A 25,877-nucleotide genomic window follows, 5' to 3' on the forward strand; every position below is an offset into this window, starting at 1 on the left:
AAAGTTTTGTCAAAAAATAAAAAAGATGCCTAATAAAGAAAATAATTTATTTTCTATCATAAAGACACCTTGTTTTTTAATATTTTTTATTTGAACTTATAATTTTTTAATAGTAACTTAAAAACTTAATATAAAAATTCTAAAAAGTTTAATATATCATAAGTATTATCATGATATATATTCTTTTAACTTAGATAATACTTTTTTCTCTATTCTTGATACTTGAACCTGTGATATATTGAGCATTTCTCCTATTTCACTTTGAGTCATATCTTCAAAATATCTGAGAACTATTATTTGACGTTCTCTCTTATCCAGTCTTCCAAGTATATCCTTTAATAATATATTATCTACAACTTTTTCTTCCTCACTTTCTCCTTTCATGCTTATCTTATCAATAAGGCATATTGGAGAACCTTCTTCTTCATGAATAACACCTTGCAAATACTCTACATTAAAATTAGCTTCCATAGCCATTACTAAATCTTCTTTTTCTACATCTAATGCTTGAGCTATTTCTTCTATACTTGGTTCTCTGCCTAGCTTTTTAGTTAAAGCTTCACTTTCCATCTTGGCCTTTACAGCTATTTGCTTCAATGACCTTGATACTTTTATCATACCATCATCTCTTAAGTATCTCTTTATTTCACCTAGAATCATTGGTACTGCATAAGTAGAGAATTTAACATTAAATTTAGGGTCAAATTTATATATTGATTTTATTAAACCTATAGAACCTAATTGAAATAAATCTTCTCTATCATACCCTATATTTAAAAATCTAGATACAACGCTCCTAACTAGACCTAAATTACTTGATATTAATATTTCTTTTGCCTCTTCATCTCCATTTTGAACTTTATCAATAAGTTCTAGAGTCTCTTCATGACTAAGAAGAGGTTTTTTTTCTTCTCTGGCAACAGTTACTTCCATAATAAAACCTCACTTTTGGACTTTATTTAGGCAAATTTATTTTTTTAGTCATTTCAATTCTAGTGCCATTATCTTTTCTAGAACTTACCTCTACATCGTCCATAAAGCTTTTCATAACTGTGAATCCCATTCCTGATCTATCAAGTTCTGGTTTTGATGTATAAAGTGGTTCCATTGCCTTCTCCACATTTTCTATTCCATACCCTTCATCTTCAACTACGATTTTTATAGTATTTCCCTCTATCTCACATTTCAAAAAAACAAACTTAGAACTGTCTTCTTCATATCCATGTATTATAGCATTTGTAACAGCCTCAGAGACAGCAGTCTTTATATCAACTAATTCATCTACTGTTGGGTCTAATTTTGCTGCAAATGATGCTACTATAACTCTTGCTAAACTTTCATTTTCTGATAGTGCCGAAAATTTAACTTCCATAATATTATTCATCACATACTCCTCCCTACAAAGAACTTAGAGCTTCTTCATACGTATCATAAATGCCAATAATTTTATTTAACCCAGATAAATCAAAAATTTTCTTAACTCGTGAACTTATATTAATTACTGAAACTCGTCCCCCTTCATTAGAAATTTTTTTATATCTACCTATGATGACACCTATACCTGAAGAATCCATAAAATTAATATTTCCAAAATCAAATACAACATTTTTTACTTGATTAACACTTAATAAGTTATCTATTTCTTCCCTTATTTCATTAGCTACATGGTGGTCTAGTTCTGAGCACATAAATTCTATGTATAGATTCTTATGTTCTAAGGAATATTTTACCATCAAAATCCCTCCTTCAATAGTTTTGTAAAAATAGTAACTTTTAATCAATTCTATAATCGCATTTCTATTCCTTCAATGAAATTTAACTAGTTTTGTCGTATTATTTCTACCATCGTTTCATTATATGTTACTTGACCACCAATATCAGATATACCAGTATCTGTTAAACTATTAGGATTGCCATGTTTCTTCCACCATCCAACATACATTTTTACTATATAATCACTTACTCCACTATCTATATTTATCTGTACATCTATTTTTGTTTTTTTTGACTTTAAAGTTACAATATCCTTATTGTTAACACCTATTTTTCTAGCCATAATTTGATTTATATACGCTTGAGCTATAGATGTCTTATCCATAAAGTGTTGACTAAACAAAGTATCTGCATGGTGATTAGTTAGCAGTCTAAAAATATTTTTCCTATTTTCATCTTCAAAGTTTCTAGTTTTATTACTTATATACACTGGAATTGGACTAATTCCTAAATCTCTTATCCTTTCTGAATAAAGTTCATATTTTCCAGATGGAGTTTCGAACTTCTTATCTTCCCAAGCAATAGGATTATGTATAGTAAAATAACTATTTTTAAGTTTCTCTATATCTAGACTTTTCTCAAAACGTTTAAGCGGCTCAATTACTTTTTCTAAGTATTCTTTTTTTGTTACAAAAGGATAACCTTCTAGTTTCATCTTTTTAGCTAACTCCATAAAAAAATAATACTCATCCATCAATTCATGCTTTGGTGTTACTGCTCTTTCATTGTATGTTATATATGGATTGGTCATTGAACTATAAATTATATCTTCACTTTCAAGCGTATTTGTACAAGGTATAAATAAGTCACATAAAGTAGCTGTGTCAGTCATAAACATATCAAAGCATACTTTAAATTCAATCTTTGAAAAAACTCTTTCTAACTCTACTAAATCTGGCAATTGATTTAACATATTACTTTTAGTTATTACTGCCATCTTTATAGGAATATTTCCTTTTAGTGATTTACTTGACATCTTATCAAACTTGTTCAATGTATTATTAACTTCATCTGATATACTGTCTTTTAAGGATTCTTCTATAAACTTGCTAATATTACTTACATAAAACTCCCTATCTTCGCCATATGATTGGCTATTATAAGGGTCAGCATCTATCACATTTGGATAAACCTTATTAGCATAATTCACTCCACCACCACTAAATCCTATTTGACCTGTTATAGCTCCTAATGCATCTATCGCTCTTATTGTATTTCCTCCATTTTTATACTTTTGAAGACCATAACCTACATTTATACTTGAATATTTATTAGCATATAAATCAACTAACGCACTTATATCCTTTTCTTTAACACCACATTCATCACATAAAAAGTTTAAATCTAGTGAATCCAAATATTTTTTATATTCCTCAAAACCAACAACATACGAATTTATATATTCTTCGTCCTGCAAGTTATCTTCTATTATAATTTTTGCCATAGCCATAGCTAATGCTCCATCTGTTCCAGGGTTCACTTGTATGTACTTATCTGCCATTTGAGCAGTCTTTGTATATATAGGGTCAATGACTACTATTTTTATCCCTTTTTCTTTGGCTTTTTTAATTATTTGCATAGTATGAATGGTAGTATATGCTGGATTTTTTCCCCATATAAATATACTCTTGCTGTTTAGCATATCTTCTATAGCATGTCCCTTAGCTACTCCAAAGTCATACTTTTGGGCATGCATTCCTGCACTCCAACATGGCCCACCCTTATGCCTACTAACTCCTCCATAAAAATTAAAAAATACATCTCCTATATATTTTAATATAGACCCACTTCCATATTGGTCATAGTGCATAATAGACTTTGATGTATAATGTTCTTTATAAAATAGGAGTTTATCTGCCATTATCTCTAATGCTTCATCAAAAGAAATCTTTTTCCATATACCATCTACCTTTAACATTGGAGTCTCTATCCTATCTTTATGATTTAATCTATCTAAATGAGCAAACCCCTTTTTACATATAAATCCTTTTGTATAAGGATGATTTCTATCTCCTTCAATTTTTATCACATTATTTCCTTTAGTATAAACATTAAATTTACAACAATCATGGCAATCTAGTGTACATCCATGACTTAATTTCTTTATTGTATCCATAAAATATCTTTATCTCCTTATAAAAGTTACATATTCACTATATTTTCATTAAATTTCATATACTTAAAATACTCTGTTTAAGACATAAGTATATTTTATCAAAATAAATTTAAAAATACCTTATAAATATGATATTCATATAAAATTACTTTTAAGCAAATTAAATTGAGAAAGTACAATATTAAATTCACATATACTATTTAATATTAAAATAGAACTTAGACTGCCTTATATATTTGCTTACTATATTTCTTACTTAATAAAAAACCTCTTAATTACTTTATCTTAAAGATACAGTAATTGAGAGGTTTTACTAAGTTTAAAAATTAATTTTAAATTCTTAGACATTTTTCATTTTCTCTTTTGTATCATATTAAAAGTTAACTTGATGAGTTAAATTGACGTTTATCTACAACCATAACAGGACAATACTTTTATTCCCTATCGTATTATGCTATCATTAGAATTACAAGAAAATGAGGAAAAAGGATATACAGCTATTGAGCTATGTGCTGGTTTCGGCAATGAGGGTATTTATAGAATTAAAAAGGCTGTTGGACCTAAGGTTGCTGTGGGTGCAGTTAAATTTGATTTTCATCCAGCCTTTGGCTTTAAGAGTGGCGATGAAATATTCTAGTAAGTGGTGTTTTTCTCTATACATGTGCCTATCATAAAGTGATAAATCAATCTCTTACTTCCATTATCAAATGAAAATCATATATTAATTTTTATTTGATTATTTATTTTCTAATATATTTTTTATACTTATGTAAATAAAGCACAAACAAAATTTAAAATGTCTTTAATAATACTATTATATAAAACAATAAAAGCCTTATGTTGTTGACTCTTACAGATTATTTATCATCTGTTTTGAAAACACATTAGGCTTTTTAAATATTCAATATACTATTTTATATATCTTTCGATTATATTTTTATATACTATATATTATTTTTTCTTTTTATTGGCTTTTTCTATATTAATTTTGTTACCTTTTATCTTAATATCTTTCATTTTTTCAATTACTGTTTTTGCATCTTTTTTAGGTATTTCAACAAAAGTATACTTATCATATATATCTATAGTTCCTACCATTTTACCTGGTATTCCAACTTCTCCAGCTATAGCACCAACGATATCTTTAGCTTGTATTCTTTGATTTCTACCAATATTGATAAACAATCTAATCATACCATCTTTAGCTCCAGTAGCACCTTTTCTATCTCCACGTTCTCTTCTAGGTTTTTCTTCTATTATTTCTTCTTTCATTTCTTCCCCTAGAGATAACTTAACAAGTGCAGCAGCAATATCAACCATTGCATAATCTTCATCATTACAGAAACTTTCTAACCATTGTAATTGTTTAGTTAAATGACCTTCTTCTATAGTTTGTTTAACTTGTGCAAAGAAAGAGCCTACTTTTTTCTCTTCAACATCAGTTATTGTTGGTATATTATGCTTGATTAATTTAGATTTAGTATATCTTTCTATATCTTTCATCTTTCTCATTTCTTTTCCAAATACAAAAGTAAATGACATACCTTCTCTACCAGCACGACCAGTTCTACCAATTCTATGAACATAGTACTCTTCATCTTGTGGTAAATCATAGTTAAATACACATTCAACATCATCAACATCTATACCTCTAGCCGCAACATCAGTAGCAACAAGTATATCTATTGTACCATTTCTAAACTTATCCATTACTATATCTCTTTGTGTTTGTTTTAAGTCACCATGTAATGCATCTGCAAAATATCCTCTTGCTTGTAAATCTCCTACTAACTCATCTGCTTTTCTTTTAGTATTACAGAAAACAACAGATAATTTAGGGTCATACACATCAACTAATCTACATAATACTTCCAATTTATTTGATGATCTAGTTTCTATATAATATTGTTTTGTATTTGAAACTGTAAGTTCTTTTCTAACAACTTTTATATGTTCTGGGTCTTTTTGATATCTCTTAGTTAAATCTAAAATTCCTCTTGGCATAGTTGCTGAAAAGAAAGTTGTTTGTCTTTCTTCAGGAATCTTACTTAAAATCATTTCTATGTCTTCTCTAAATCCCATATCTAGCATTTCATCTGCTTCATCTAGTATAATCATTTTTACATTATCCATCTTTAATGTTTTACGATTAATATGGTCTATTGTACGTCCAGGTGTACCTATTACAACTTGCACACCACTCTTTAGAGATTTTATTTGTCTATCTATTGGTTGACCACCATATATAGGTAATGTCTTTATTCCGTGCGAGTATTTAGCTAGTTTTCTTATTTCTGTAGATACTTGTATTGCAAGCTCTCTTGTTGGGCAAAGTACTACAGCTTGTAAACTTCTATTATTTGGGTCTATTGTTTCTAGTATAGGTATACTAAAAGCTGCTGTTTTCCCCGTACCAGTTTGTGCTTGTCCTATAACGTCTTTACCTGACAAAATTGCAGGTATAGACTGTGCTTGTATAGGAGATGGCTCTTCAAACCCCATTTCAGCTATAGCTTTTTTTATTCCCTCACTTATTGGTAAATCTTCAAACTTTGTTATATTCATATATTATTCCTCTCCGTTATCAATTAATCTTAACCTATCCATTATATACTTTTTTAGGATATTCTGCAATTAATATTTTTAACAGTATGATTAAATAATATACATAAAATACAAAATTGATATATATATAAAATATGTAAATAACATTAATACACCTTGTAGTCTACTAAGTCTATTTGATTTAAGAGTTGGTACTATTACTAATAACAATAATAATATCATGAATGGTATATCAAGTTTTCTATTTTGAGATAATATTGGTATGTCATTTGGTATTGCTGATACAGCTATTACTGATACTATATTCAATATATTTGCACCTAGAATATTTCCTACAGATATTTCATGATGATTTTTTCTTATGGCAGTAATTGAAGACACTATCTCTGGTAAAGAAGTTCCAAGTGCTATTATAGTCAAACTCACTATACCTTGAGGTATATTAAGAAAACTAGCTATTCTTACACCACTCTCTATAAGAATTTGAGAACCTATTATCATCATTATTAAGCCTGTAGTAAAAAGTATTAGTATTTTTATAATTTCTGCTATAGAAAAACCTCTGTACTGTTTACTCTTCTTTATAGGTATTTCTTTAATAGTATCTTTTTGAATACCTCTATTTTTAGTATTCGATTTTCCTACAACACTCTTATAGTTATTAACCATATAAAAAATCAATATTATTATAAGTAATAATGAATCTCCTCTTGTTATAACTCCATCTAACCCCAATAAAATTAAAACTATAACAGATACTATTAGTAGTAAAGACTTAGAAAAAAACATTTTTTTATCTACATTAAATGGACTTAGAAAAACAACTAAACCTAATGCTAACCCTGTATTACATATTATAGAACCAATTGCATTTCCTAAACTCATTGTAGTGTGACCATCAATAGAAGCAAGTAATGACACTGTAAATTCAGGCAATGTTGTTGCAAAACTAACAATAGTTGCTCCAAGTATAATTTCTGAAATATTCGTTTTTCTACCTATCTCTACAGTACAATTTATAAAGATATCTGCGCCTTTAGTAATTAATAGGAAACCTACTAAAAATAATATCACTGTGATAAACAATATATCACCTCCCCCTATTAAATAAATATTCAAGTTATCAAGATGTATGCTTTTTCTTTTTTGTACTGAGATTTATTTATTTCTAATTTATAATTTTTTCAAATATTACCTTATTATTTTAGATATTTATTTGTTTCATTTTATTAATATATGGGTATAATTTCATCACATTACTAACATATAATTTGTTTTATACTTTAAAACGACATTTTTTTATTTTTCTTGTATACAGAATACGCATAATATGTTATTATTATATTAGAAAATATATTTTTAAAAAAATATATAAAACAAATTAAGTATATAAAAATTAATTTTAACAACATTATTTATCATTTAAATCTAAGGAGGAAATACTTAATGAATGCATGGCAAGGATTTAAAACAGGAAGATGGACTAAAGAAGTAAATGTCAGAGAGTTTATACAATTAAACTATTCTCCATATGAAGGAAATGACTCTTTCTTAGCTGGTGCTACTGAAAACACTAAAAAACTATGGGACAAAGCAATGGTCTTATTTAAAAAAGAAAGAGAAAATGGTGGTACTTTAGATGTAGATACAAAAACTATTTCTGGAATAGCTGCATATGCTCCAGGATATTTAGATAAAGTATTAGAAACAATAGTTGGATTACAAACGGATGCCCCTTTAAAAAGAGCGGTTATGCCATATGGTGGTATAAAAATGGTTGAAAATTCATGTGATGCTTTTGGATATGAATTAGACCCTGAAATAAAAGAAATATTTACTAAATATAGAAAAACACATAACCAAGGAGTCTTTGATGCATATACTCCAGAAATGAGAGCTGCTAGAAAATCTGGTATAATAACAGGTCTTCCAGATGCTTATGGTAGAGGTAGAATAATAGGTGACTATAGAAGAGTTGCTTTATATGGTGTTGATGCCTTAATAGAAGATAAAATTGAACAAAAGAAATCGTTAGAAGTTTCTTGCATGGATGAAGAAGTTATAAGACTAAGAGAAGAAATAACTGAACAAATATCAGCTTTAAATGAGCTTAAAAAGATGGCTGAATCTTATGGCTTTGATATATCAAAACCAGCAACTAACTCAAAAGAAGCTGTACAATGGTTATACTTTGGTTATTTAGCTGCTGTTAAAGACCAAAATGGTGCTGCAATGTCTTTAGGTAGAACATCTACTTTCCTAGATATATACTTTGAAAGAGATTTAAAGGCTGGAACAGTGACAGAAGAAGAATTACAAGAATATATGGACCATTTTGTTATGAAATTAAGAATGGTTAAATTCTTAAGAACTCCTGATTACAACAATTTATTCTCTGGAGACCCAACTTGGGTAACTGAGTGTATAGGAGGTATGGGAGTAGATGGTAGAACATTAGTTACTAAAAACTCATTTAGAATGTTAAATACTCTATATACATTAGGACCATCACCAGAACCAAACTTAACAGTTTTATGGTCAACTAGATTACCTCAAGGATTCAAAGATTTCTGTTCTAAGGTATCTATAGATACAAGTTCAGTTCAATATGAAAATGATGATTTAATGAGACCATACTGGGGAGACGATTACGGTATAGCTTGTTGTGTATCTGCAATGAAAATAGGTAAACAAATGCAGTTCTTCGGAGCTAGAGTTAACTTAGCAAAAACTTTATTATATGCTATAAATGGTGGTATTGATGAAAAATCTGGTGCTCAAGTTGGACCAAGATTTGAGCCTATAACTTCTGAGTATTTAGACTTTGATGAAGTTATGAGTAAATTTGAACCATTTACTGATTGGTTAGCAAACTTATATGTAAATACTTTAAATGTAATACATTATATGCATGATAAATACTCTTATGAAGCATTAGAGATGGCATTACATGATAGAGATATATTTAGAACTATGGCTTGTGGTATGGCTGGATTATCAGTTTGTGCGGATTCATTATCTGCTATAAAACATGCTAAAGTTAAGACTATCAGAAATGAACAAGGAATAGCTGTTGATTTCGAAATAGAAGGAGATTATCCAAAATACGGAAACAACGATGATAGAGTTGATAGTATAGCTGTAGAGCTAGTTGAAAGCTTCATGAATAAGATAAGAAAAAATAAAACTTATAGAAATTCTTATCCTACTCAATCTATACTTACAATAACTTCAAATGTTGTTTATGGTAAGAAAACTGGTAATACACCAGATGGTAGAAGAGCTGGTGCTCCATTTGCTCCTGGTGCAAACCCAATGCATGGTAGAGATACTAATGGTGCTTTAGCTTCATTATCTTCAGTTGCTAAATTACCATATGAGCATGCTCAAGATGGTATATCTAATACTTTCTCTATAGTACCTGGTGCTTTAGGAAAAGATATGGATGAAAGAATAAATAATCTTTCTGCAATGATGGATGGTTACTTCGCTCAAAATGCTCATCACTTAAATGTTAATGTATTTGATAGAGCTACTTTAGAAGATGCTATGGAACATCCAGAAGAATATCCACAATTAACTATAAGAGTTTCTGGATATGCAGTTAACTTCATAAAATTAACTAAAGAACAACAATTAGATGTTATAAACAGAACATTCCACGGTAAAATGGCTTAGTCTTTAAATTTTTATACTTTAGCTAAGATTACTACTGTGTAGAAAATAAAAATAAATGGCTATCTTATACTTGAATTATTTCTGGTATAAGATGGCCTTTTTTAGAGAAATATTATAACTATTAATAAAGTTATCAAAATATATTGTGAGGTGAACTCTATGATTAAGGGAAAAGTACACTCTATAGAAACATTTGGTACTGTAGATGGTCCAGGAATAAGATACATACTATTCTTTCAAGGATGTCCTCTTAGATGCAAATACTGTCATAATAGAGATACATGGGATACCAAATCTGGAAAAGAATATACAGTTGATGAAATAATAACTGATGCTCTTAAGTATACTTCTTTTATGAAGTTTTCTGGTGGAGGTATTACTGCTTCTGGTGGCGAGTCTACTCTTCAACCAGAGTTTTTAAGTGAGCTATTTAAAAAAGCTAAAGAAAATAACATACACACTTGTCTAGATACATCTGGATTTGTAGATATAGAAACTATAGACTCAGTTTTAGATAATACTGACTTAGTTTTGCTTGATTTAAAACATATGGTTGAAGAAAAATCTATTGATTTGACTGGTGTGGGTATGGATAAAGCTTTAAAACTTGCTAAACACTTAGAATCAAGAAATATTCCAGTATGGATAAGACATGTTTTAGTTCCTGGAATTACTGATGATATAGACAACTTAGAAAAATTAGGTAAATTCGTTGCTACATTAAAAAATGTAGAGAGATTCGAATTACTGCCATATCATTCTATGGGAATACACAAATGGGAAAATCTAGGTATTGATTATGAATTAAAAGATGTTCCTGATGCTACCAAAGAAGATATTAAAAAAGCTAGTGAAATAATCTCTAAGTTTGGAGCAAAAGTGTATAATAGCTAATACTACTTGAGATTAATAGTTATCACAATAAAATAAGGTAAAATATAAGATTTAAAAAACCTTATATTTTACCTTATTTTTAGTATACTTTATCTACACTCATCAATTTGATAATTGAAGTCTATAAAACTCAGATGCACTTACAGGTCTACCAAATAAAAAACCTTGAATAATATCTACACCTAAACTCTTCACTATATTGTATTCTTCATAGGACTCAATACCTTCAACACAAACTTTTAAGTTGATAATATGAGCTAATTTAATAATATATTCTAGGAAGGTATGTTCATAACTATTATATTTAATATTCTTAACAAAACTTCTTTCAATCTTTATTATATTAACAGATAACTCTTTAAGATAATTTAAAGATGAATATCCAGTACCAAAATCATCAATTGCAATATGTACTCCAATACTTTTTAAACTAATAAACTTATCATTCAATAAATTTATATCTGGTACCCAACAATTCTCTGTTAATTCTAAAATTAAAAATTCAGGTTTTAATTGATATTCTATCAAACATTCTATTATAAAATCTCTAAAAAAATCTTCCTTTAGTTGAATATATGATACATTTACAGATATCTTGAAATCTTGATTTACTTTATGCCATTCTTTACACTGTTTTACAGCCTTTTTTATAATCCACTTTCCTACTGGTATAATTAGATTACTTTGTTCTAGTATTGGTATAAATTCAACAGGAGATACTTCTCCATAAGTATTTGAATGCCATCTCAAAAGTGCCTTTGCTCCTATGACATTTTTGTTAAATGCATCTACCTGTGGCTGGAAAAATAATTCAAGGTCATTAAAATCATTTTCAACACACTCTCTCAACTTCTGTTGCATTGAAATTACTTTTAACTTATTTTCATAGAGTTCTTTTGAAAAAAACTTCATTCTATTTTTACCACCAATTTTTGCGATATCTAACGCAATATCAGCATGTTTAAATAAGTCCAAATAATTATCTCCATCTTCTGGATACATAGCAACCCCCGCAGTTATTGTACAATAATATTTATTTGATTCGATTTCATGCTGAGTATTTGTATACAATTGTATTTTTTCATATAAATTTTCTATAGTTTCTTTATTGCACATAGGGTAAAAAAATGCAAATTCGTCTCCATCTAATCTGTACAATCTAACATCCTTAGGTAAATATTCTAAAACTTCTGTAGCAATTGCACGCAAAACCTTGTCACCATAAGAGTGTCCATATTTCTCATTTATATTTTTAAAATTATCAATATCCATGATAAACATAGCTCCACTTGTATAGATTTTCTCTTTTGTAATACAATTCATTCTGTATTCAAATTGTTCTCTATTCCATGTCCCTGTGATAGAATCAAATTTATTCTTTTCGCCTATATTCTTTATCCTACCAACCATAATTATAGTTTTTTTATCATCTGATACATAAGCTTTACCTCTACAAGAAACCCATACTATCTCTTCATGCTTGTTTATTAATCTATACTCTAAATTGTGTTCATCCTTTTCTCCATTTAGCAAGACTTGTATATCGTCTTTCCACACTTGAACATCATCTGGATAAATAATTTTGCTCCAACAATTGACTAAATCATATTCTATATCTTTACTTAGATTAAATTCATCAAAAACAGTTGAGGATATTTTAAAATTATTCTTATTTATATCCCAAAAAAAAATATAATCTTCTGTATTTTGAGATAAAAGTTCAAAGAAAATTTCTACCTGATTTAAATCTAAAGAGTTTAGTTCTTCTCTCATCTTTTCCCCCTACAATATAAGTAATATAGTAAGATTATAACCCTACTTATAATAAAAATAAAAGTAGGGTTATAATTTATTACTATTGGTGTAGTTTAATCAACAAAATGTTCTTATTTAGATTATACTATTTTACTAATTTTTTTATTTCATTAAATGCATCCTCATTTCCATTTCCTCCTACCTTAGTTATCTTGTCAAATTTCTTACTTTTAACTAAAGTTTTTTGAGACTCATCAAGTGATTTTTCTACAATCATTACTGGCGATTTATTTTTACCTGCTAAAACACCTACTGTTAAAGCATCTATTAAATCATTTTCTCTTAGCATCCCATTTTTTGTTACATAAAGATTTCTTAATTCTTTATCCTTATAAAACTCTTCTATTACTTTTGAATTTGTTTTATTTCTATCTTCTCCACCTATTCTCTTTGGATTTGGAAATTGTTTTTCTATAGATTTTGGCAAAGAAGTTTCTCCTCCTATAATATAAGATTTTGATATTTCTTCTTCATCTATAAATTTTTTAATAGATATCATCTCATTTTTTACATTTGTAAGAATTATTGGAGTTTTATTTTGTGCTGAAATACCACCAACACTTATTGCATCTGCTAATCCATCGTGTCCATTGACTACAGATACTTTTTCTACATCTACTATTTTATCTATTTCTTTAGCAAGTCTTAGAGAAGTTGAATATCTATCCACTCCACCTATTCTTATAATAGTAAAACCTTTTAATTTTAATTCTTTTTCTAAATCAGAACTTAAGGTATTTTCTCCACCTATTATATAAATATTTTTTGCTTTTAATCTTTTTATCTCTGCTTCTGTACTTGTACTTAATTTATCTTTTTCAGTTAATAAAATAGGTGCATTTTTAGTAGATGAAAATGGAGTTGCTGATAGGGCATCTGGTATTGATGTACTATTTACTAGTATCACATTTTCAGCTGATTCAAAACCTCTTTTACTTATTTTTATAGCAGTTTCATATCTATCATCACCTGTCAAATTTTCTTCTGATGGGCTAGTTGTATTAGTAGATGAGCCTCCACTACTTCCACCACTGTTTCCACCTGAATTATCAGATATCTTTTCCCATTGAGCATAAAGTGTTATATTATCATCAACATTAATTATCTCACTTCCATCACCTTTATATGGAGTTCCACTACCATCTGGTTTTGTATTCCATCCAATAAATTTGTATCCTTCTTTTGTAAGATTTCCTGTATTCGCTTTTACACTTGTATTTGCATTTCCATCATGCAGTTCATCTTCAGGCACATCTCCTTGTCCACCATTATTTTCATATTTAACTCTGTATTTATCTGTCCAAAATGCATAAAGGGTTGTATTTATATCCTTTATGTTAAACTTTTCTCCTGATTTATATCTACTGCCTGTATCATCTGCTTTTGTACTCCAATAAAAATTTCCTCCTATACCAGAGGGTGCTACTAAACCATTATCACCAAGTACAGTAACTTCATCTCCTTTTCCATATACATTATTATCTATTGGAGCTGTACCTGTACTTCCATTTTTATCATATGTTATTCTACATTCCTCTTTCCATTGTGCAAATAAAGTTGTATTTTTCGTAAGGTTAAACTTATCACCATCTCTGTATGAAGTCCCTTCACCATTATTTTTTGTATTCCATCCCATAAACATTGATCCAACTTTAGATGGTATCTGGCTTGTAACAGTTACTTCAGCGCCTTTTTTATGTTTTTCTTCTGATATACTTCCTGCGCCTCCATTTAAGTTATAATCTAATTTATATCCCCATTGTGCATATATTGTATCTCCTGAGATATTTGGCGGAATAGCGTCTCCTTCTTTAAAAGATGTACCACTTCCATCTTCTTCTGTATTCCACCCTATGAATTCTTCATCACCATTGATAAGTCCACCTGACCCTGGGAATTTGTCAGCCTCTCCTGGTTTTGGCAAATCTGGAAGTGTACCTGTTCCTCCATTACCATCCAGTTGCAAATCATACTCCCATTGTGCATAAAGGTCTATGTTAAAATTGTCATAATCGTTTAATAATACCTCAAAACTTGAGTCTAAATTATAAGATTTTCCTGTACCATCAGCTTTTGTATTCCATTTTGTAAGTTTATAATTTGTTTTTTTAAGGTTACCTTCATTTCCTTTAATTTGCAAATTATCATTCTGATGATACTTATTTGAATCTGATGGAACATTACCTGAAGTATTTCCATTTCCGTTATATCTTACTTGTAAAAAGTCTGGAATCCAAATGGCGTAAAGTGTTATATCTCTGTCTATACCTGTTGCTACTATATTTTCTCCACCTGCATATGGTTGAGTACCACTTTCCAAATGGTCCCTTGAGACACTCCAAGCATCAGTATGATAGTTTCCTCTTGTAAGGTTACTACTTAGTGCTAAATAAGAATCAAAATCATCAAGGTCATATACTTTTGGACCTGTTATTACTGGTCCAGGAATAAGCGTTCCTCCACTAAGTATAGCTTCATTTATCGTTCCTCCAGTAGCCCCATTATCATCATAAGTTATTGTAATATTATTAACTCTCCTTAAGTTTTTATCTTGAATCTGCTTATTAAATATCTTATTTAAATCATACTCAGCAAAAACATTTGAATAATTTAAAGGAATTATAGCAAATGTAAGTATACATATAGTTAACTTTTTTAACTTTTGGTTCATCAAATCCCTCCTCTTCATATACAAATTGATTTTATTTTTTCATTTTGTAAAACAGAGAAATACTGATAAAATCTATATCAGTATTTCTTATAACTACTAGAATCTTATTCTTATATAAATATTAAATAAGATTTTAGATTATAAATTGCAATAATAAACAACTTACAGTACTAATTTTTTTGCCACACTGCATATAATATGATATTTCTCTCTTCCATAGTGATTGTTCCTGATACTATTGTTGATGGGTCATTTTTAACTGTACTCCATCCTACAAATGTATAAGTATCGGCATCAAGACCATTAACATTTCCTAAAACAGTCACAGTATCTCCTTTTTTATATTCCGTTGTATCAACAGGTGCTGAACCAGAAACAGTTACTCCTGAAGGGAAGTTTGAACTATAAACCACCCTATAAGTTTTTTCGGCTACAGTAAAGTAAATTGTATTTGGAGTAATTCCAGAAGAATTAAGTATAACTGTTTGAGACTGACTTGCTGGGTCTAATTTATATCCAGCAGGAACCTTTGTAGAATCTGGAGTTATTGTATGGTTTCCAAGTACAGCATTAACAACCTCTGTGTATGTATCTCCAACTATATTACCATCTTTATCTTTAAAACCAATTGTTAAAGTACGTTCTGCTTCTGAGGGCATCTTACTTACTGTAAAGTAAACTCTATCTGGTACAAGACCACTTGTACTAAGATTTACCATTTCAAATTGATTATCTGGATTAAGTACATATCCATTTGGTACCTTTGTAGAGTCAGATTCCACTCTATGATTTCCATATTCAGCTGGTAGTGTAACTGTATATGGGTCTCCAATTATTGCTCCACTATCTTTATCTTTAAAGTTAACTGTAACTATACGATTTACAAGTGGAATATCAGGACTTACTGTAAAATAAACAATACTCTTGTCAAGACCTGTTGGTTGTAAATTAACAGTCTGAGTTTGATTAGAAGGATCAAGCTTATAACCATTAGGAACTTTTGATGTGTTTGGTGTTACATCATGTGAGCCTAGTATATCTGGAATTTCTTCTATATAAGTACTTCCAACATTATTTCCATCTTTATCTTTAAATCCAACTATAAGAACACGATCTTCTTCTGGAACTCCTGCATTATCAGGAATAACTGTAAAATCAACTACATTTGGATTAACTCCATTTTGAACAAGATTTACTACTTTAGATTGACTTGCCGGATCTAATTTATATCCAGCAGGAATTTGTGTAGTATCAGGTGTAACAGTGCTATTTCCATACTTAGCTGGAACTTGAGTTGTATATGACCCAACTATAGCTCCTGTTTCTTTATTTTTATAATTTACCTTAATAGAAAGTTTTGCATTTGAAATCTCAGTAGATGCATATGATGTTCTTGTAGCGTTTCCATTACCTGTATTAGGTGATGTATAGCTCCAACTTACTCCAGACATGTCTCGATTTGTAACAAAAGAATAAATTCCTGTCATTTGACTTCCTGTTATCCCTGCAGATGGTATGCCATTAGGAAATCCATAGCTTGTTCCATAAATAGTTGAAACTTTTTCCCCATTAACTTGTAATACCCACCCTTCTTGAGAACCTCCTTTTGGGTCAGTCCCCCATACATATTTTACATTTAATGAGTTACCACCACATGGGACAAATAATGAGAAAAATGTTACATATCCATTTCCCATATTTGCACGAAAATCTACTTGATATCTTCCATTAATATCATATCTTCGCTCTGTATTTTGTAGTACTTCATTATTAACTTTATCTGGTAAAGTTTGTCCATATGATGGTACTCCTACACCAACAACTAAAGCTAAGGTTGCCAAAAAAGATGTTAGTTTACTCAATCTGTGTTTCATTAAAAATCCCCCTCCAATATTTTTTATTTCAAACAGATTTTTCATACTTTATTTTGCATAGTCTTTATCAAAACTATTTATTTAAAGTCTAATTAATCTATTATGAAGTCTATCTTAAAAGTGAAGTTTTTATAGTTTATTTAATTTTCACTTGAAATCCTTTTTATTAAATAAAAAATATATTTAATTTTTACACAAAGATATTAATGCTCTATAGACTAGACATTTTAATTTTATTTTTGTAGAATTAAACAACCTAAAAAACAATAAAGTAAGATATTTTATATATTTATATTACTTAAAGTAATTAACTTTAATTGTTTTCAATTTCATAAAAATTAGTTGTGATATAAGTATGATATGTGTTTAGAGTATCAATAATTTTTTAATTAAAATAATTATTTCAATTAAAATAATTATTTTAATTATGGTTATTATAGTTTCCGTTTGTTATAAAAAAGTCACTATTTATATGATTAATAGTTTTTTTTACATTTATATACATTTTTTTTAAAAAATTATATATATATGCTATTAAAATTATAATTATTTCTTTAATTTGTAAACAGTCGTTCTGTACTTTTACTGATAATCAATTATTAGAAGTGGCAAAAAATTTTGAATGGCTTTGATATACATTTTTTATAATATTCTTATAGTTTTTTTTACATAAAAAAAAACCCTTTTATAACTAAGGGTCACTTTTTCCTTTATTTTACATTTATTGTATCATGATTTTTTATTTATTTCAATCTTATACCACTTTTTTCCAAAATATTATTATTATTTTTTTATCTTTTTCGACTTTATATTCTTTATACATAATACTTAAATTAATTAAACTCATTTTATTATTCTATAAATATAAAATAATAGAAGACAAGATTAAAACAAATAATTTTTTATTTTTAATCTTGTCCCTTCTATTTTAAATTACATAAAACTTTATAACTGTATCTCATAATCCAAATAAAAATGTATCTATCTAAATAGTAGTATCAATTCTTCTATAAGGTTTGTTTTCTAAATTAGCAGTTTCTGTATATATTTTGTTTTCTTTTTTAACATTTTCCTCTTTAATATTTTCAGTACTATTTAAAACAGAATTTTTATACTTATCAACTGAATCATTTGATATAATTATATATTCTTCAGTAATAACATCAATAGATTCTTGTTTATTTTCATAAATTTCTTCTTCCTTACTCTTTTCATTTTCTTTAATTTCTTCTAGATTTTTATTATTATCTTTAATTTTATCTGTACTAGCATATAATTGTTCTCCAAAAGACATATTAATCTGGCTTAAACCGCTACTTAATTTACCACTCTCAAATGAATCGAATTTGGTAGGTGAATGACGAGTTTGACTACTCATTTCCATATTCTTAGTACGAATATCATCAGATAAACTAATTCTCATACTATTAGTTTTAGAAATATTTTTTATATCACAATCAGATGACACTAAAGTCTTTGTGGTATAGTAAGTTAATCCTTTTGCATAATCATATTTATCTTGAGAATTTTCTTGATTAATATCAGATTGTTTAGATTCTTTTTTAAGTGTACCCTCTTTGATTAATTGACTTGCATATTCCTGTTTTTGATTTTTCAAATCATTAATTTGTTGTTGTAATGCTTCAATTTTCATATTTTTTATCTTAGAATCCATATTTTTATCAGTTTTCAAATCTGTGATAAAACTTTCTAGCTTCTGTATTTGCTCATCAAACTTTTCTAACTTGTCATTACTTTTATTGCTATAATTACTCTGATTTACATGTGTACTTCTTGTATTACAGATATAGACATTATAACTACTCCTACTCAAATATTCTAAACTCTAGAGACTTTATAAACTACATTTCTAGCTTGTGGTAAATTCCCTTCTGGGACACCAACAGCAATACCAAATGGTACAGAATATCCTTCTGGTATATCTAGTAATTCTCTATATTTTTTATTTGTATCAAACTTCATCTTTATTGAATCTGATTCTTTTACATCATTGTCATCCAATACACTAACAAGACCTACAATATCCCCTTGCTCAACAGGTGTAAATAGCCCCCTAACCATTCCTATTATGCAACTCCCAAGCCCTAAAGCTTGTGCAGCTGTTGTTATGTTTCCTGTAAGTATTCCCACATCATATGGAGCCCATGAACTCTCTTCATCATAAGAAATAAATAAAACAGTTGGTGCACCATAAAATAATTTAAAATTTTTATTTATTTCAACGTTACTAACTTCATGAATTCTAGAAAGAGTATCATCACTAATCTCTTTTAAAAGTTTCTGGTCTTGTACAACAGTTATGTGCCATGGCTGTTTATTACACCCTGAAGGTGCTGCAAATGCACAATGTAATAATGTATCTAATTGTTCATCTGTAATTTGCTCTGTTGTAAATTTTCGTATACTTCTACGTTCTTTTATCAAGTTTATTGTTTGATTATCTTGTAAATTATTCATTACATCGATTCCCCTTTTTATGTATTTGTTAGTTTAAATACCAAATCTTTAGAAAATTAATTTTATAATTAAACTTCTTTATATTCTTATTATAATTATTTTTAGTTTATATGTGAAGCTTTTATAATATCAAAACATCAATATATCTACCTCACAAATAAACTTAAATACAAAACTGGTATCACTCAACTATAGAAAATATCATTTTTCTATAGAACGATTAATACCAGTAAAGTTGATAAAATTTACTATATTAATTTAAAGGACCCCAACCAGCTTTTGTATGAATCTCTGTTTTTACAGATTTAGTCTTACCATCAGCTGAATCAACATTCCATGACCTACCTGCAACAGAAATACCATTGTTACCTTTATACCATCTACCTTCATCATAATCATAAACTAAAGATGTGTACCAATTACCTCCAGTCTTATCATTTGCAAATACAACTACAGTAGCATCAGATTCAGTAGGGTTATATGCATATGGTTGTATATATAATGTTGCCTTACTTAAATTATATTTCTTTTTAAATTCATCTGGAATTGTAGGCCACCCATTTTTATATTTATTATTTAGTAAATAATTTCTAAAAGCATCATTCCCTTTTGAAGGCCCTGGTATTACAGAAGGGTCTACTGCAAATGATGCAATCAAGTCCATCATACTTTGGTGTACATCTCTAGCCATCTCAACACCATCTGGATGTTCTGTACAAGTAACATAAACTCTTGCAATACTTTCTTCTCCAGTTATTCCATCATAACCATCATCAAACTCTGCTGAATATGTTCCACCTGACTTACACTTTGGCTCTGTTTCAAAATACTTACCATCCGTATTTTTTAATACATCTTTTATAACTTCTTTTTTATCTTTGCTAGGTTCCTCAGCCACAGCAATAACAATTTGAGTCTTTATATTTTCTCTATTGGAAAGACATGTTACTGCTTTACTTTTCTCTATATTTTTAAAAAGTGCTGGTAACGCAACTATAACCAAAATTCCTATTATAGATATAACTACCAATAATTCAATTAGTGTAAAACCCTTTTTATTCATAATAATCATTCCCATTAAATAAAATTATAGTGTTTAATTTAATCTGCTATACAGTAATAAAGTGTCTACATAAAGTCCTTCCAACAAAAACTCCCAAAATACTTAATGCCAAATTAAAAAATATGTTTAGTCCAAATAATATATAATTCCCACTATCAAAAAACTTTACAGTTTCGAAGCTAAAAGTAGAAAATGTAGTTAGTCCTCCCATTAAACCAGTTGTCAAAAACAATTTTAAATTATTAGAAATACAATCTGTCCTTATACTCATTTCCATTATAAAGCCAATTAAAATTCCACCCAGAATATTGACCACCAAAGTCCCAAATGGAAACTTAGTTCCTACAAACTTTAGAGATATTAAATATCTTAATATAGCTCCTAAAAATCCACCAATACCAACATATAATACTTGAATCACATATAACACCTACCCCAAATAACTAAATCACTTCCATATTAAAATTCTATGTCTTCAACCTCTATTCCGTCAATTGCATCCTGTACTAATTTTTCAATATCAAGTGACAACTCAGATTTTTCTATTTTTTCTAGTCTAGGTTTAGTAACAGGTTTTCTAGGAGAAAATACGCTACAGCAATCTTCTTCAGGTATTATAGATGTTTCAAAAGTCCCTATTTTCTTAGCTATATCAACTATGTCTGATTTGTCCATAGCTATAAGTGGTCTAAATACTGGTAAATTTACAACAGCATTAGTGCAAGTAAGCCCTTGTATAGTTTGAGATGCAACTTGACCAATACTTTCACCTGTAATCAAAGCATCACAATGTCTTTTTTCAGAAAGTTTTTGTGCTATTCTCATCATAAATCTTCTTGAAAGAATAGTCGCTTCTTCTTCATTACAATTCTCGCCAATTGCTTTTTGTATTTCTAGTATATTTACTTTATGAAGCCTTACTCTACCACAATATTTAGCTAATATCTTAGCTAAATCTTTAACTTTTTCTTGTGACCTTTCACTTGTGAATGGATAGCTGTGAAAATGCACTGCTTCTACTTCCATACCCCTTTTTGCGACCATCCATGTTGCTACTGGACTATCTATACCACCAGACAAAAGAGACATCGCTCTACCATTAGTTCCAAGTGGTAATCCACCGTATCCAGGTATAGTATCACTATAAACCATAGTATGAAATTCTCTGTATTCACATTTTATTTTAACTTCTGGATTTCTTACATCAACATCAATTCTATCTCCTACCTTTGATAATAAGTACCCACCTATATCCATACTCATTTCTTGAGAAGTTAATCTAAAAGACTTATCTCCTCTTCTTGACTCTACCTTAAAAGTTTTATATCCAGCATCTATTTTTTCTTCTAGCATCTTTAAAGCTATTTCTTTTAATGTATCATAATCTTTTTTAGCTCTTACTCCAGGACACACACCTACTATACCAAATACTTTTCTAACTTCTTCAATAACTTCTTCATAATCATAATCTTCTAAATCGACATATATTCTTCCATACTCTTTATATACATTAAATTTGCCAATTGGCTTTAACATATTTCTTATATTTCTTATAAGTCTATTCTCAAATATATATCTATTTTTTCCTTTTACTCCAATTTCTCCATACTTTACTATTAATATATTATACACCATTTCACCTCTTAAACTACTTTCTTCTTATTATTTATACAGTATTCTTTATTTCTTTCTCATTATTGACCTTAAATCACAAATTGATTCTTTTAATACTTTCACAGCTTCAGATATCTCATCTTCTGTATTCATATCAGATAGGCTAAACCTTATTGTTCCATTGATTTCTTCATTTGTAAGACCTATGGCATTCAAAACATGACTACCTTTTTTCTTAGAAGAACATGCAGATCCAGTTGACACATAAATTCCTTTTTGCTCTAGGTAATGAAGTAAAACTTCTCCCTTTGTACCTATAAATGATACATTTAATATATGACATACGCCATCTTCTGGAGAATTAATTTTTATATCTTCTATATTTTCAACTATTTTATTTCTAAATATGTTTTTTAAGTTATTTATCTTCAAAATAACAGCATCTAAATCTTTACTTAATATATTTACAGCTTCTCCAAGTCCATATATTCCAGGTACATTTTCTGTTCCAGACCTAATTCCAATTTCTTGTCCTCCTCCTGTTAGCATAGGCTTTAAGCGATTATTTTCCTTAATATACATAAATCCAATTCCCTTTGGACCATGAAATTTATGTGCGCTTACACTCATAAAATCTATATTGTATTTAGATGGTCTAAAGTTTATTTTTCCATATGATTGAATAGCATCTACATGGAAATATATCTTCTCTTTTAAAGACTTCAGATATTTTCCAACTTCATCTATTGGCTGTACAGTTCCTATTTCATTGTTAACATGCATCATACTTACTAAACATGTAGCTGATTTTATAGCATTTTTCAAATCTTCTATATTTATCTTTCCATCTTTTCCGACCTCTAAGTAAGTTACTTCAAATCCATCTTCTTCTAAATCTTTTAGTGTGTTTAAAACAGAAGGATGTTCTATATTTGTAGATATTATATGATTTCTTCTCTTCTTATTTAGATTGGCAATACCTCTTATTATAGTATTATTACATTCTGTTCCACCTGATGTAAAATAAATCTCTTTATCTTTCGCGCCTAGAGATTTAGCTATAATCTGTCTTACTTCTTTTATACCTTTTTCAACTTCCACACCTTTTCTATGAACAGAAGAAGGATTTCCATAATCCGTACTAAGTGCATATACCATTTTATCTATAACTTCTGGATAAGGTTTTGTAGTTGCACTATTATCTAAGTATATTTCCAACTTAATTACACCTGCCTTTATTTAAAATCTTCAACTCTAATTATTATACCATTAATTACAGTATTTTTTTTGTTAATCTTTATTAAAAAGATAATCTTAAGTTTATAGAATCTTCTTTCATAAAAATCTAGTTTTTTCACTTAACTACAAAATTTTATGCTAAAATATAATATATTTATACTATACCCTACAAAAATACGTGATAACATACAATATATGATAAAATAATATATTATATAAAATAAATATATTATATTATACATATACTTATTTTTGCTATAAAGTCTATTTTTATAAGCTTACTTGTTATAAAAATAACTTTTATAATTTATATCAAAAAAAATATTGATTTTTGTGTCGCATTTTGTTATAATAAATTAAGGTTATCCCCCTGGTAACCCTAGTTAGTTAATATATCTATTCCCAATACCCTTTCATAAGGATATATTTTATATTTATTAAAAATCGAATTAATATCGGAAACTAATTCGATGGAAAAAAAGAGCTTACCCCGAGCTCTTTTTTTTTCTGCAAAAATATGATATTAAACTAAGATAAAGTTAATGTCAGTATAATTTTAATTTTAAAAATCATATTAATTAGCACTAAAAAAGGATGTATTGAATTTCTAATATCAATACATCCTTTTTTTATATATTATAACACTTTTGCTAAGAATGATTTTGTTCTATCGTGTTTTGGATTTCCAAAGACTTCTTCTGGAGAATCCTCCTCAAGAATACTTCCTCCATCTATAAAGATAACTCTATCTGCAACTTCTTTAGCAAATCCCATTTCATGAGTTACAATTGCCATTGTCATTCCTTCTTTAGCAAGTTCTTTTATAACATCCAAAACTTCATTTACCATTTCTGGGTCAAGAGCAGATGTTGGCTCATCAAATAACATCATATCTGGTTCCATAGCAAGAGCTCGCGCTATTGCTATTCTTTGCTTTTGCCCTCCAGATAATTGTGATGGATATGAATCTTTTTTATCTAAAAGACCAACTCTACTTAATAAAACTTCTGCTTTTTTTTCTGCTTCTTCCTTAGTCATTTTTTTTAATTTAATTGGTGCCAATGTTATATTATCTAAAATAGTCTTATGTGGGAATAAATTAAAGTTCTGAAACACCATACCTATATTTTGTCTAACTTCATCAATATTAGTTTTTTTATCAACTAAATTTTTTCCTTCAAATATTATCTCTCCACCTGTAGGTATTTCTAATAAATTCATACATCTAAGAAGTGTACTTTTACCAGAGCCACTTGGACCTACTATAACCATTATTTCGCCTTTAGCGATTTCTAAGTCTATATTTTTTAATACATTTAAATCTCCAAAAGATTTACTTAAATTTTTTATTGTAATCATATTATCACTTTCCTTTTTACTATTCTATGTTTTCCCTAAATGCTAAACATGTTCTCATCTAGTTAGACACAGATAGTTTCTTTTCTAATAATCCAACTAATCTTGATAGAGTAAATGTTATAACAAAATAAATTGCTGCTGCTACTATTAATGGCTCTAATGCTCTGAATGCTGCATTTTTTACTATATCAGCAGTACGCATTATCTCAACAACACCTATTACAGATATTATTGAAGATTCTTTTACAAGTGTAATAAACTCATTTGCTAATGAAGGTAGTATATTTTTTATAGCTTGAGGTATTATTATATATCTCATAGTTGACCAGTAATTTAATCCTAATGATCTACTTGCTTCCATTTGTCCATTATCAACTGATTGTATACCTGATCTAAGTATCTCTGCCACATATGCACCAGAGTTTACTGACAATGCAAATGCACTAGCTATAAATTCACTTGGTATACCAAATAACATAGGGAATCTTATTCCTAATTGAGGTAATCCAAACCATACTATATATATCTGTACTAATAATGGTGTTCCTCTTAAAATCTCAATATAGATTGATGATATTACTCTTAATACTTTACTCTTTGATATTTTTGCCATGCAGATAATTATACCTATTACAAATCCAAAGCATAATGCCACAAGAGAAATTCCTACTGTCACACCTGTTCCTTCCAAAAAAGAAGTCCCAAATCTACTTAAAAAACTAAAATCTAAACTCATAA

At 28.6% G+C, this 25,877-nt stretch carries 20 protein-coding genes; 3 read left to right on the top strand and 17 right to left on the bottom strand.

Annotated features, from left to right (window positions below; genetic code table 11):
• Positions 1–168 precede the first annotated feature (168 nt).
• From sigF to IC214_RS02080, 4 genes are all read right to left on the bottom strand, one after another.
• Positions 169–933, bottom strand: coding sequence for an RNA polymerase sporulation sigma factor SigF (sigF, locus tag IC214_RS02065; RefSeq protein ID WP_227433403.1), 765 nt, complete (start codon positions 931–933; stop codon positions 169–171).
• A 22-nt stretch (positions 934–955) separates the two neighbouring features.
• Positions 956–1,384, bottom strand: coding sequence for an anti-sigma F factor (gene spoIIAB, locus IC214_RS02070; RefSeq protein ID WP_227433404.1), 429 nt, complete (start codon positions 1,382–1,384; stop codon positions 956–958).
• Positions 1,385–1,397: 13 nt separating this feature from the next.
• The gene (gene spoIIAA / locus IC214_RS02075) at positions 1,398–1,733 is read right to left on the bottom strand and encodes an anti-sigma F factor antagonist (protein ID WP_227433405.1); all 336 of its coding nucleotides are present in this window, start codon (positions 1,731–1,733) and stop codon (positions 1,398–1,400) included.
• 86 nt (positions 1,734–1,819) lie between these two features.
• Positions 1,820–3,889 (bottom strand): molybdopterin-dependent oxidoreductase, encoded by a 2,070-nt coding sequence (locus IC214_RS02080; protein ID WP_227866163.1) that lies wholly within the window; start codon positions 3,887–3,889, stop codon positions 1,820–1,822.
• Between the two features lie 451 nt (positions 3,890–4,340).
• Here IC214_RS02080 and IC214_RS02085 point away from each other — a divergent pair, with 451 nt between their 5' ends.
• Positions 4,341–4,526: a DUF6506 family protein gene (locus IC214_RS02085; RefSeq protein WP_413926627.1), complete on the top strand. Its 186-nt coding sequence runs from the start codon at positions 4,341–4,343 to the stop codon at positions 4,524–4,526.
• A 314-nt stretch (positions 4,527–4,840) separates the two neighbouring features.
• Here the strand turns inward: IC214_RS02085 and IC214_RS02090 are convergent, their stop codons facing one another.
• Positions 4,841–6,454: a DEAD/DEAH box helicase gene (locus IC214_RS02090; RefSeq protein WP_227433407.1), complete on the bottom strand. Its 1,614-nt coding sequence runs from the start codon at positions 6,452–6,454 to the stop codon at positions 4,841–4,843.
• Positions 6,455–6,544: 90 nt separating this feature from the next.
• Complete coding sequence (locus IC214_RS02095; RefSeq protein ID WP_227433408.1) at positions 6,545–7,540, bottom strand: calcium/sodium antiporter; 996 nt, start codon at positions 7,538–7,540, stop codon at positions 6,545–6,547.
• A gap of 360 nt (positions 7,541–7,900) precedes the next feature.
• Here IC214_RS02095 and pflB point away from each other — a divergent pair, with 360 nt between their 5' ends.
• Both pflB and pflA read left to right on the top strand, forming a co-directional pair.
• On the top strand, positions 7,901–10,132 hold the full coding sequence (gene pflB / locus IC214_RS02100; protein WP_227433409.1) for a formate C-acetyltransferase: 2,232 nt from the start codon (positions 7,901–7,903) through the stop codon (positions 10,130–10,132).
• A gap of 159 nt (positions 10,133–10,291) precedes the next feature.
• Positions 10,292–11,026, top strand: coding sequence for a pyruvate formate-lyase-activating protein (pflA, locus tag IC214_RS02105; protein ID WP_227433410.1), 735 nt, complete (start codon positions 10,292–10,294; stop codon positions 11,024–11,026).
• A 102-nt stretch (positions 11,027–11,128) separates the two neighbouring features.
• On the opposite strand, the gene IC214_RS02110 is transcribed toward pflA, so the two are convergent.
• From IC214_RS02110 to IC214_RS02165, 11 genes are all read right to left on the bottom strand, one after another.
• Positions 11,129–12,799 carry a GGDEF and EAL domain-containing protein gene (locus tag IC214_RS02110; protein WP_227866164.1) on the bottom strand — a complete coding sequence of 557 codons (1,671 nt, stop codon included), beginning with the start codon at positions 12,797–12,799 and terminating at the stop codon, positions 11,129–11,131.
• A gap of 127 nt (positions 12,800–12,926) precedes the next feature.
• Entirely contained in the window at positions 12,927–15,512 is a 2,586-nt protein-coding gene (locus IC214_RS02115) for a cell wall-binding repeat-containing protein (RefSeq protein ID WP_227866165.1), read from the bottom strand.
• Between the two features lie 170 nt (positions 15,513–15,682).
• Entirely contained in the window at positions 15,683–17,386 is a 1,704-nt protein-coding gene (locus IC214_RS02120; protein ID WP_227866166.1) for an InlB B-repeat-containing protein, read from the bottom strand.
• Positions 17,387–18,371: 985 nt separating this feature from the next.
• On the bottom strand, positions 18,372–19,220 hold the full coding sequence (locus IC214_RS02125) for a hypothetical protein (protein WP_227866167.1): 849 nt from the start codon (positions 19,218–19,220) through the stop codon (positions 18,372–18,374).
• 5 nt (positions 19,221–19,225) lie between these two features.
• Positions 19,226–19,864, bottom strand: a complete 639-nt coding sequence (locus tag IC214_RS02130; RefSeq protein WP_227433416.1) for a nitroreductase — start codon at positions 19,862–19,864, stop codon at positions 19,226–19,228.
• A gap of 253 nt (positions 19,865–20,117) precedes the next feature.
• Positions 20,118–20,927, bottom strand: coding sequence for a prepilin-type N-terminal cleavage/methylation domain-containing protein (locus tag IC214_RS21000; RefSeq protein WP_285894571.1), 810 nt, complete (start codon positions 20,925–20,927; stop codon positions 20,118–20,120).
• Between the two features lie 46 nt (positions 20,928–20,973).
• Complete coding sequence (gene crcB / locus IC214_RS02145) at positions 20,974–21,348, bottom strand: fluoride efflux transporter CrcB (RefSeq protein WP_227866168.1); 375 nt, start codon at positions 21,346–21,348, stop codon at positions 20,974–20,976.
• A gap of 38 nt (positions 21,349–21,386) precedes the next feature.
• Entirely contained in the window at positions 21,387–22,562 is a 1,176-nt protein-coding gene (gene thiI, locus IC214_RS02150) for a tRNA uracil 4-sulfurtransferase ThiI (protein WP_227433418.1), read from the bottom strand.
• 45 nt (positions 22,563–22,607) lie between these two features.
• Entirely contained in the window at positions 22,608–23,759 is a 1,152-nt protein-coding gene (locus IC214_RS02155) for a cysteine desulfurase family protein (RefSeq protein WP_227866169.1), read from the bottom strand.
• Between the two features lie 657 nt (positions 23,760–24,416).
• Positions 24,417–25,139 (bottom strand): amino acid ABC transporter ATP-binding protein, encoded by a 723-nt coding sequence (locus tag IC214_RS02160; RefSeq protein WP_227433420.1) that lies wholly within the window; start codon positions 25,137–25,139, stop codon positions 24,417–24,419.
• A 58-nt stretch (positions 25,140–25,197) separates the two neighbouring features.
• Positions 25,198–25,875 carry an amino acid ABC transporter permease gene (locus IC214_RS02165; RefSeq protein ID WP_227433421.1) on the bottom strand — a complete coding sequence of 226 codons (678 nt, stop codon included), beginning with the start codon at positions 25,873–25,875 and terminating at the stop codon, positions 25,198–25,200.
• Positions 25,876–25,877: the final 2 nt, after the last annotated feature.

This window comes from Clostridioides sp. ES-S-0190-01 (genome assembly GCF_020658275.1).
Taxonomy (GTDB): Bacteria; Bacillota; Clostridia; order Peptostreptococcales; family Peptostreptococcaceae; genus Clostridioides.

Bases quoted from the DNA above. Each gene is read 5' to 3' on its own strand.
- spoIIAA (WP_227433405.1), bottom strand. From the start codon at position 1,733: ATGGTAAAATATTCCTTAGAACATAAGAATCTATACATAGAATTTATG.
- IC214_RS02110 (WP_227866164.1), bottom strand. From the start codon at position 12,799: ATGAGAGAAGAACTAAACTCTTTAGATTTAAATCAGGTAGAAATTTTC.
- sigF (WP_227433403.1), bottom strand. From the start codon at position 933: ATGGAAGTAACTGTTGCCAGAGAAGAAAAAAAACCTCTTCTTAGTCAT.
- pflB (WP_227433409.1), top strand. From the start codon at position 7,901: ATGAATGCATGGCAAGGATTTAAAACAGGAAGATGGACTAAAGAAGTA.
- IC214_RS02115 (WP_227866165.1), bottom strand. From the start codon at position 15,512: ATGAACCAAAAGTTAAAAAAGTTAACTATATGTATACTTACATTTGCT.
- pflA (WP_227433410.1), top strand. From the start codon at position 10,292: ATGATTAAGGGAAAAGTACACTCTATAGAAACATTTGGTACTGTAGAT.
- spoIIAB (WP_227433404.1), bottom strand. From the start codon at position 1,384: ATGAATAATATTATGGAAGTTAAATTTTCGGCACTATCAGAAAATGAA.
- thiI (WP_227433418.1), bottom strand. From the start codon at position 22,562: ATGGTGTATAATATATTAATAGTAAAGTATGGAGAAATTGGAGTAAAA.
- IC214_RS02085 (WP_413926627.1), top strand. From the start codon at position 4,341: ATGCTATCATTAGAATTACAAGAAAATGAGGAAAAAGGATATACAGCT.
- IC214_RS02090 (WP_227433407.1), bottom strand. From the start codon at position 6,454: ATGAATATAACAAAGTTTGAAGATTTACCAATAAGTGAGGGAATAAAA.
- IC214_RS02160 (WP_227433420.1), bottom strand. From the start codon at position 25,139: ATGATTACAATAAAAAATTTAAGTAAATCTTTTGGAGATTTAAATGTA.
- IC214_RS21000 (WP_285894571.1), bottom strand. From the start codon at position 20,927: ATGAATAAAAAGGGTTTTACACTAATTGAATTATTGGTAGTTATATCT.
- IC214_RS02120 (WP_227866166.1), bottom strand. From the start codon at position 17,386: ATGAAACACAGATTGAGTAAACTAACATCTTTTTTGGCAACCTTAGCT.
- IC214_RS02165 (WP_227433421.1), bottom strand. From the start codon at position 25,875: ATGAGTTTAGATTTTAGTTTTTTAAGTAGATTTGGGACTTCTTTTTTG.
- IC214_RS02130 (WP_227433416.1), bottom strand. From the start codon at position 19,864: ATGAATAATTTACAAGATAATCAAACAATAAACTTGATAAAAGAACGT.
- IC214_RS02080 (WP_227866163.1), bottom strand. From the start codon at position 3,889: ATGGATACAATAAAGAAATTAAGTCATGGATGTACACTAGATTGCCAT.